This is a genomic window from Citrobacter sp. (assembly GCF_050252275.1).
GTDB classification, from domain to species: Bacteria; Pseudomonadota; Gammaproteobacteria; order Enterobacterales; family Enterobacteriaceae; genus Citrobacter_A; species Citrobacter_A amalonaticus.
In genome coordinates this window covers 1-8,907 of record NZ_JBFWLF010000193.1, presented here as the reverse complement: position 1 = coordinate 8,907, position 8,907 = coordinate 1, and the positions used below count along the sequence as shown (strand labels likewise).

The 8,907-nt window shown below is 53.1% G+C and carries 10 protein-coding genes; 4 read left to right on the top strand and 6 right to left on the bottom strand.

Going from position 1 to position 8,907, the window contains the following annotated elements; translation table 11 throughout:
• Nucleotides 1-61 precede the first annotated feature (61 nt).
• Nucleotides 62-544 carry an SsrA-binding protein SmpB gene (gene smpB, locus AB7E14_RS15860; RefSeq protein ID WP_042325938.1) on the bottom strand — a complete coding sequence of 161 codons (483 nt, stop codon included), beginning with the start codon at nt 542-544 and terminating at the stop codon, nt 62-64.
• 130 nt (nt 545-674) lie between these two features.
• Here smpB and AB7E14_RS15855 point away from each other — a divergent pair, with 130 nt between their 5' ends.
• Entirely contained in the window at nt 675-1,151 is a 477-nt protein-coding gene (locus tag AB7E14_RS15855) for a type II toxin-antitoxin system RatA family toxin (protein WP_042999680.1), read from the top strand.
• Complete coding sequence (locus AB7E14_RS15850; RefSeq protein WP_316962793.1) at nt 1,141-1,437, top strand: RnfH family protein; 297 nt, start codon at nt 1,141-1,143, stop codon at nt 1,435-1,437. Before AB7E14_RS15855 ends, AB7E14_RS15850 begins: the two co-directional genes overlap by 11 nt.
• Nucleotides 1,438-1,484: 47 nt before the next feature.
• On the opposite strand, the gene bamE is transcribed toward AB7E14_RS15850, so the two are convergent.
• The 3 genes from bamE to nadK form a co-directional block, all read right to left on the bottom strand.
• Nucleotides 1,485-1,829, bottom strand: coding sequence for an outer membrane protein assembly factor BamE (bamE, locus tag AB7E14_RS15845; protein WP_044255202.1), 345 nt, complete (start codon nt 1,827-1,829; stop codon nt 1,485-1,487).
• 149 nt (nt 1,830-1,978) lie between these two features.
• Nucleotides 1,979-3,640, bottom strand: a complete 1,662-nt coding sequence (recN, locus tag AB7E14_RS15840; protein ID WP_042999683.1) for a DNA repair protein RecN — start codon at nt 3,638-3,640, stop codon at nt 1,979-1,981.
• Between the two features lie 85 nt (nt 3,641-3,725).
• Entirely contained in the window at nt 3,726-4,604 is an 879-nt protein-coding gene (nadK, locus tag AB7E14_RS15835; protein WP_042325929.1) for an NAD(+) kinase, read from the bottom strand.
• Between the two features lie 122 nt (nt 4,605-4,726).
• Here nadK and grpE point away from each other — a divergent pair, with 122 nt between their 5' ends.
• Nucleotides 4,727-5,320 carry a nucleotide exchange factor GrpE gene (gene grpE / locus AB7E14_RS15830; protein ID WP_042999685.1) on the top strand — a complete coding sequence of 198 codons (594 nt, stop codon included), beginning with the start codon at nt 4,727-4,729 and terminating at the stop codon, nt 5,318-5,320.
• Between the two features lie 81 nt (nt 5,321-5,401).
• On the opposite strand, the gene AB7E14_RS15825 is transcribed toward grpE, so the two are convergent.
• Together AB7E14_RS15825 and AB7E14_RS15820 are read right to left on the bottom strand one after the other, a co-directional pair.
• Complete coding sequence (locus AB7E14_RS15825; RefSeq protein WP_042999686.1) at nt 5,402-6,688, bottom strand: HlyC/CorC family transporter; 1,287 nt, start codon at nt 6,686-6,688, stop codon at nt 5,402-5,404.
• A gap of 19 nt (nt 6,689-6,707) precedes the next feature.
• Nucleotides 6,708-7,499 carry a cytochrome C assembly family protein gene (locus AB7E14_RS15820; RefSeq protein ID WP_042999687.1) on the bottom strand — a complete coding sequence of 264 codons (792 nt, stop codon included), beginning with the start codon at nt 7,497-7,499 and terminating at the stop codon, nt 6,708-6,710.
• A 165-nt stretch (nt 7,500-7,664) separates the two neighbouring features.
• Here AB7E14_RS15820 and ffh point away from each other — a divergent pair.
• Nucleotides 7,665-8,907: signal recognition particle protein (gene ffh, locus AB7E14_RS15815; protein ID WP_428169657.1), on the top strand; the 1,243-nt coding region annotated here is incomplete at its 3' end.

The following is an 8,907-nucleotide window of genomic DNA, read 5'->3' as shown; positions in this document are numbered from 1 at the left end:
CGTGTGCTCTTCCGATCTGATGACCTACCCCAAATGCGAGGCAGGTCACATAATAACACCGTTAGCGTCCGGCATTTTTCATAATGCGCGCTTTATCCAGTTGCCATTCACGTTCTTTCAGATCAGAACGTTTGTCGTGCTGTTTCTTACCCTTCGCTACGCCAATTTTGACCTTGCACCAGGCATTCTTCCAGTACAGAGAAAGGGCGACAACAGTGTAGCCTTCACGATTCACGCGACCATACAGGGAATCAAGTTCACGCTGATTCAACAGCAGTTTACGGGTGCGAGTGGGATCGCACACCACGTGCGTGGAGGCCACCGCCATCGGCGTAAAGTTAGCGCCGAACAGGTACGCTTCGCCGTCTTTCAGGATCACATAGCTGTCGCCGATGTTGGCTTTACCGGCGCGCAGGGATTTCACTTCCCACCCTTGCAGAGCGAGTCCCGCTTCGAACTCTTCTTCGATAAAGTATTCGTGTCGCGCGCGCTTGTTGAGCGCGATGGTGGCTGAGCCAGGTTTGTGTGCTTTTTTCTTCGTCATAGTGCCGCTCAGTATAGGTAATCTGGAATCGAAAAACACCCCATTTCATCCTTTGGGGCGCAAGGAGATATCTTAACATGAACGAGGTTGTACCCTGTTGTGGGATAGCGTTTTTTTTACCTTGTGATAAATGGTATTATTTGTTCGATTTTTGTTGATGGAAAGAGCTATGCCGCAGATTAGTCGAACCGCGTTAGTCCCTTACAGTGCGGAACAGATGTATCAGTTAGTGAATGATGTTCAGTCCTATCCCCAGTTTTTACCGGGTTGCACCGGCAGCCGTGTTCTCGAGTCTACGCCAGGACAGATGACGGCCGCAGTGGATGTCTCTAAGGCGGGGATCAGCAAGACGTTCACCACGCGAAATCAGTTAACCAGTAACCAGAGTATCTTGATGCATCTGGTCGACGGTCCGTTCAAAAAACTGATTGGTGGCTGGAAATTTACGCCGCTGAGTACGGATGCCTGCCGCATTGAGTTTCATCTCGATTTCGAGTTTACCAATAAGCTGATCGAGCTGGCGTTTGGCCGTATCTTCAAAGAGCTGGCATCCAATATGGTGCAGGCTTTTACGGTTCGAGCCAAAGAGGTCTACCGTGTCGCCTAAGATTGTCGTTGAGGTGGCCTATGCGCTGCCTGAGAAACAGTACCTGCAACCGGTGACGTTGCAGCCGGGGGCAACGGTCGAAGAGGCTATCCGCGCGTCGGGGCTGCTGGAACTGCGAACCGATATCGACCTGACGAAAAACAAAGTCGGTATTTACAGCCGTCCGGTCAAGCTGGCGGATGTATTACAGGATGGCGATCGGGTAGAAATTTACCGACCACTGATTGCCGATCCGAAAGAGTTGCGCAGACAGCGGGCAGAGAAAACGGCAAAAAATAGCAGATAACAAAAAAGGTGCTCTGAGAGCACCTTTTTTGTTATCTGCAGACAAGCTTACGGGTTGTTGGTCAACGAAGGCTTGTTATCGATATTGGTCAATACGCCGCTGCTGTTGAAGGTCAACGTCAGCGTTTGCTGCGTAACACCTTCATGGCCCGGCTGTTGACGGAACACATAGAACCAGGTGTTGGTGCCAAACGGATCGGACATCATCGGCGTACCCAGCGCATAGGCAACCTGTTGTTGCGTCATGCCCACACGAATTTTGGCTACATCGTTCGCGGTCAGATAGTTCCCCTGGTTGATATCAGGGCGGTAAACCACTCGCTCCAGAGTGGAACAGCCTGCGGTCAACATCAATAATACTGCTGCGGCAGCAGTCAGCGTTTTACAGCGCATAGTGATTTGATTCCTTTTCGGGCCCGAGCAGTACGTGGCTCATATGTAATATGCCGATGATAATAGACCTTTCACCACTTTAAAACCTTTTGCTTACGGGTCCGACGGCGTTTTTGTTGTCTACTCTGACCGTTAAGGTGCAAAAAAGTTTACGCTGCCAGCAGTTCTTTCGCATTTGCTAGGGTGTTGCGCGTTACTTCGCTGCCGCCCAGCAGGCGCGCCAGCTCCTGCAACCGTGCGCGTTTATCCAGTGGTTGCATGTGCGTTTCGGTCATTTCGCCGTCGGTCTCTTTACTGACAAAAAAGTGCTGATGACCGCATCCCGCCACTTGTGGAAGGTGCGTGACGCACATCACTTGTGTTGACTCACCGAGCTGACGCAGCAATTTCCCGACCACTGCGGCTGTTGGACCACTGATGCCGACATCGACTTCATCGAAAATCAGCGCTGGGGTTTCCATCTTACGTGCGGTAATCACCTGAATGGCGAGAGCAATACGCGACAGTTCCCCACCGGAGGCCACTTTGGCAATCGGCTGCATCGGCTGGCCTGGGTTAGTTGTCACTTTAAACTCGACGCGGTCTGCGCCGTCCTGGCTCAGATGGTGCTCATCAAACGCCACGTCGATAGTGAAACGACCGTGTGGCATAGAGAGTGAGTGCATACTCTCGGTAATGAGGGTACTCAGTTCCTGGGCATAGTGCTGACGTTGCTCATGCAGCGCTTTCGCTGCTTCCAGCGCCTGCTGGCGGTGTTTGTTCACGGCCAGAGTCAACGTTTCCAGCGAGTCGGCCTGATCGTCGAGCTGCTGCTGTTCCTCCAGTAACGACTGGTAATACTGTGGCAGCGCTTCCGGACTGACGTGGTGTTTACGGGCCAGCGAAATTTGCTTCGAGATACGCTGTTCCAGTTCGAACAGGCGATTAGGGTCTAAATCCAGGCGATCGCAATAGTGGCGCAGCTCGTCACTGGCTTCCGTGAGTTGAATCGTTGCCTCTTCCAGCATATCAAGAATGCCTGAGAGCTTACCGTCCATACCGACCAGTTCACTAACCAGTTGCTTTGCGGTATAGAGCTGACTTTGTAGGTTAACGTCTTCACCGTCTGCCATCAGCGACAGCGCATTCTGGCTGGTGGAGAGAAGCTGGCCGCTGTTGGCCAGGCGCTTGTACTCTTCATCAATCTGTTCAAATTCACCCGGCTGCGGGTTAAATTCATTCAGTTCTTTAAGCTGATACTGCAGCAGTTCCGCACGAGCGGCACGTTCCTGACTCAGCTGCTGGTGATGTGCTAAATCACGGCAGCTCTGGTGCCAGAGTTGGTAACGCGCAGCCATATCCTGCACCCGCACGGATTCATTCGCGTAGCCATCAAGCAAGGATTTTTGGTGTTCAGCTTTGGTCAGCAACTGATGCGCGTGCTGGCCGTGAATTTGAATGAGCAGTTGTCCCAGTTCGCGAAGCTGAGAGAGGGGAACCGCAGTCCCGTTGATAAAACCACGGGAGCGCCCGTCGCTGCTGATCACGCGGCGAAGTAAACACTCACGTCCTTCTTCAAGCTGGTTTTCTTCCAGCCAGCGCAGGGCGGCAGGGGTATCCTTCAGCGAAAAACGGGCGCACAGGTCAGCACGGCTGGCGCCGGCCCGGACCATGTCGGCTTCAGCACGGCCACCAAGGCACAAGCCGAGCGCATCAATTGCAATAGATTTACCCGCCCCGGTTTCACCGGTGATGACGGTCATTCCGCTCTGAAAATCGATCTCAAGTTCACGAACGATAGCAAAATTGCTGATGGTCAGTTGTGCCAACATAATCGTTTTCCTGTATGAAAAACCATAACTGTAATTACATACAGTATAAACTGGTTTTTTATACAGTAAAGAGGTTGGTGTTAAATTAGAATAATTTTTTTGACCAGCCTAATTTGGTACTTAATGTATTGAAATAACTATAATCTTTAGGGTGGATGAGATTCAGGTGATAGTCACAGCGGCGGATCAGTACATCTTCACCTTCCTGGATCGGCAACGCGATCTGACTATCACAACTGATTTCGAGATCGTTACGGCGGTGCGAGAAGCGCAACCGAATAGTGCTGCTGCTGTTGATGACCAGCGGACGCGCAGAAAGGGTGTGCGGGAACATCGGCACCAGCGTGATGGCATCAAGCGACGGGGTCAGAATCGGCCCGCCGGCGGAGAGGGAATAGGCGGTGGAACCGGTAGGCGTTGAGATGATCAGGCCATCGGAACGCTGAGAGAAGGCAAAGCTTTCGTCAATATAGACTTCAAACTCAATCATATGCGCGACTTTGCCGGGATGCAGCACCACTTCGTTAATGGCGGTACTGATACGCTTCTGGCAGTCCTTCTGACACACCTGTGCTTCCAGCAGAAAGCGTTTTTCCGCGACGTAATGACCTTCCAGCACGTCGGCGAGCTGTTGCTGCGCGTTATCGGGGTCAAGGTCAGTCAGAAAGCCGAGATTACCACGGTTGATACCGATCACTTTGATATCGTATCGCGCCAGCGTTCGCGCCGCACCCAGCATATTGCCATCACCGCCGACAACCACCGCGAGGTCTGCCTGCTGGCCAATCTCCGCCAGGGTGCCAATTTTCACATTCTTCAACTGCAACTCGTGAGCGATTTGTTGCTCAACAATGACCTCATACCCTTTCGTGCATAACCAGCGGTAGAGCATTTCATGTGTCGTGAGTGCCGTGGGGTGACGAGGGTGTCCCACAATGCCGATACACTTGAAATGATTATTCATTTTTTCGAGGTCCTTGTGACGAAGATTGATGACAATGTGAGTGCTTCCCTTGAAACCCTGAATCTGATCCCCATAATAAGCGAAGTTAGCGAGATGAATGCGAAAAAAACGCGGAGAAATTCATGAGTAGTAAAGAACAGAAAACGCCTGAGGGGCAAGCCCCGGAAGAAATTATCATGGATCAGCACGAAGAAGTTGAGGCGGTTGAATCAGACGCTTCTGCTGAGCAGGTGGATCCGCGCGATGAAAAAATTGCGAATCTGGAAGCGCAGCTTACTGAAGCTCAGACCCGTGAACGTGATGCGGTGCTGCGCATAAAAGCGGAAATGGAAAACCTGCGTCGCCGTACCGAACTGGACGTTGAGAAGGCGCACAAGTTCGCGCTGGAGAAATTCGTCAATGAACTGCTGCCGGTGATTGATAGCCTGGATCGCGCGCTGGAAGTGGCGGATAAAGCCAATCCGGATATGAAGCCTATGGTGGAAGGGATCGAACTGACCCTGAAATCGATGCTGGATGTGGTGCGCAAGTTTGGCGTTGAAGTGATTGCTGAGACGAACGTTGCGCTGGATCCGAACGTGCATCAGGCGATTGCGATGGTCGAGTCTGAAGACATCGCGCCGGGCAACGTGCTGGGTATTATGCAGAAAGGCTATACGTTAAACGGTCGTACGATCCGCGCGGCGATGGTGACCGTTGCGAAAGCGAAAGGTTAATCTTTCGGCTATTTATATTGCCGGATGGTGCTGATGTTTATCCGGCCTACGGCCCACTGGAAAACCAGCGGGCCGTTTTCATTACTCCGCGACACTCTCCCGCAGCGGTTTAACGGGCAACACTTTGACCTGTTTAATCATATTCTCCTGGACGTCGAGAATATCGATATCATATTGACCGATGCGCACGCGAGTGCCCGCAATCGGGATCTCTTCCAGTGCTTCCAGAATCACGCCATTTACCGTACGCGCGTCGTCTTCCGGCAGATGCCAGTTAAACGCTTTGTTAATTTCCCGCACGTTGGCGCTGCCATCGATAATCACCGAACCGTCATTTTGCGGCGTCACTTCCTCAGCCAGCGTAGGTGACATCGAGGTGGTAAAGTCGCCGACAATCTCTTCAAGAATATCTTCCACCGTGACCAGCCCCTGAATATCGCCATATTCATTGACCACCAGGCCGACTTTCTTTTTATTGCGCTGAAATTTGATGAGCTGTGTGCTGAGCGGCGTGCCCTCCGGGACGAAGTAAATCTCATCGGCGGCGCGCAGCATGGTCTCTTTGGTGAACTCTTTCTTTTCCGACATTAACCGCCAGGCTTCGCGAACGCGCAGCATGCTGATAGCGTCATCCAGCGAGTCACGGTACAACACAATACGCCCGTGCGGCGAGTGCGATAGCTGACGCACGATGGACTTCCAGTCGTCATTGATATCAATTCCCATAATTTCACTGCGCGGCACCATGATGTCATCCACGCTGACCTTTTCCAGATCGAGCACTGACAGCAGCATGTCCTGGTTGCGCCGGGAAATTTGCGAGCGGGATTCATTCACGAGGGTTCGTAACTCATCTTTACTCAACGAACCGCTGATGACGATATCGGTTTTAATACCCATCATGCGCATCAGTAATCGGGTGATGGTGTTGAGCAACCAGACCAACGGCATCATCAGAATCTGTAACGGCGCCAACAGGAAGCTGCTGGGATAGGCCACCTTTTCCGGGTACAGCGCCGCAATGGTTTTTGGCAGAACTTCGGCAAACACCAGCACGACGAAGGTCAGCACGCCGGTGGCGATGGCAACGCCCGCATCGCCATACAAACGCATACCGACAATGGTGCCGATGGCCGAAGCAAGAATATTGACCAGGTTATTACCAATTAGTACCAGGCTTATCAGGCGATCGGGCTTACGCAGCAGCTTTTCAACGCGCTTTGCCGGACGGTTCCCTTGTTTGGCAAGGTGGCGTAAGCGATAGCGATTCAGGGTCATCATTCCGGTTTCGGAACCGGAAAAATAAGCGGAGATAACCACCATGACGATCAATGTGACGATCAGCGTGGTGGTGGAGATGTGTTCCAGGGGGCGCCTCCTTTAAGGCTTAGCTGACAAACTGCTGCAATATCCGGCTACCGAAATAAGCCAGCGTCAGGATCCCGGCGCCTGCGACGTTAAACCACACAACACGACGACCGCGCCAGCCTTCATGATAATGTCCCCACAACAGAACAATATAGACAAACCATGCGATGATCGAGAGCACCGCTTTGTCGATATTTTCCATGCTGAACAGATTGTGCATGTAAAACAGGCCGGTACACAGGGTGAGCGTCAGCAGGACCACGCCAATCTGCGTGATGTGGAACATCTTGCGTTCGATGCTCATCAGCGGCGGCATTTCATTATTGAACGCCAGCTTTTTGTTTTTAAGCTGATAGTCGATCCACGCCAGTTGCAGCGCGTACAGTGCGGCGATAATGAGTGTCGCATAAGAGAACAGCGACAACCCGATGTGGACCATCATTCCCGGCGTGGCTTCAAGGTGGGTGATGAACTCGTTCGGCATAAAGGTCGCGAAGGCCAGATTGATCAGCGCGAAGGCATACACCACCGGCAACAGCAGCCAGCCACGGTTGCGCGAGGCGACAATCGTCATCACCGTACAGATCATCAGGCTGACCAGCGAACCGACGTTCAGCAGGCTCAGGTTTTGTCCGCTATCACCACCCGGCAGAATGCGGGCTTCAAGCGCAATGGCGTGACACACCAGCGCGACAACCGCAGAAAGAATGGCCATACGCCGCCAGCCGCTGTTTTTTTGCAGCAGAGCGGGGACGATCAGCGCGAGGCTGACGGAATAGGCGACAAGGGCGAGCAAAGCAAAAACGGGCATAGTGGTGTCGACAGTTGGCCAGTGAGAAAGAGAAGCAGTATAGCGTTACGTGACCGCGGCTCCAACCGTTGCATAACAACAAAGACGGCTTCATGTTATACTGCGACAAAATTCTGTTCATGTGTCGCTTGAGCGACCAACCGTTTCCACCCCAGGCGAGAGACAATGTTTGATAATTTAACCGATCGTTTGTCGCGCACGCTGCGCAATATCAGTGGCCGCGGACGCCTTACTGAAGACAACGTTAAAGAGACGCTGCGCGAAGTGCGCATGGCGCTGCTGGAGGCTGACGTTGCGCTGCCGGTAGTGCGAGAGTTTATCAATCGCGTAAAAGAGAAAGCGGTTGGGCATGAAGTTAACAAGAGTCTGACGCCAGGGCAGGAGTTCGTCAAGATTGTCCGTAACGAACTCGTGGCGGCGATGGGCGAAGAGAACCAGAGCCTGAATCTGGCTGCGCAGCCGCCAGCCGTGGTGCTGATGGCGGGCTTGCAGGGTGCGGGTAAAACCACCAGCGTCGGTAAGCTGGGTAAGTTCCTGCGCGAAAAGCACAAGAAGAAAGTGCTGGTCGTCTCCGCTGACGTATATCGCCCTGCGGCGATCAAACAGCTGGAAACGCTGGCCGAGCAGGTTGGCGTTGATTTCTTCCCGTCGGATGTCGGCCAGAAGCCGGTCGATATCGTTAACGCGGCGCTGAAAGAAGCCAAACTCAAATTCTACGATGTGCTGCTGGTGGATACCGCCGGTCGTCTGCACGTTGATGAAGCGATGATGGACGAAATCAAGCAGGTCCATGCTTCTATCAATCCGGTAGAAACCCTGTTTGTGGTCGATGCGATGACCGGTCAGGATGCGGCGAATACCGCGAAGGCGTTCAATGAAGCGCTGCCGCTGACCGGCGTGGTGCTGACCAAAGTTGATGGTGACGCCCGTGGCGGTGCTGCGCTCTCTATTCGTCACATCACCGGCAAGCCGATCAAATTCCTCGGCGTTGGCGAGAAAACCGAGGCGCTGGAGCCGTTCCATCCGGATCGTATCGCGTCACGTATTCTCGGTATGGGCGACGTGCTGTCGCTGATCGAAGATATCGAAAGCAAAGTTGACCGCGCGCAGGCTGAGAAGCTGGCGACGAAACTGAAAAAGGGCGACGGTTTTGATCTGACCGACTTCCTGGAACAGTTGCGCCAGATGAAGAACATGGGCGGCATGGCGAGCCTGATGGGCAAGCTGCCGGGCATGGGGCAGATCCCGGACAACGTGAAGTCACAGATGGATGACAAAGTGCTGGTGCGCATGGAGGCGATCATCAACTCGATGACGCTGAAAGAGCGCGCGAAGCCGGAAATCAACAAAGGGACCCGTAAACGCCGTATCGCACAAGGCTGCTGTATGCAGGTGCAGGACGTTAACC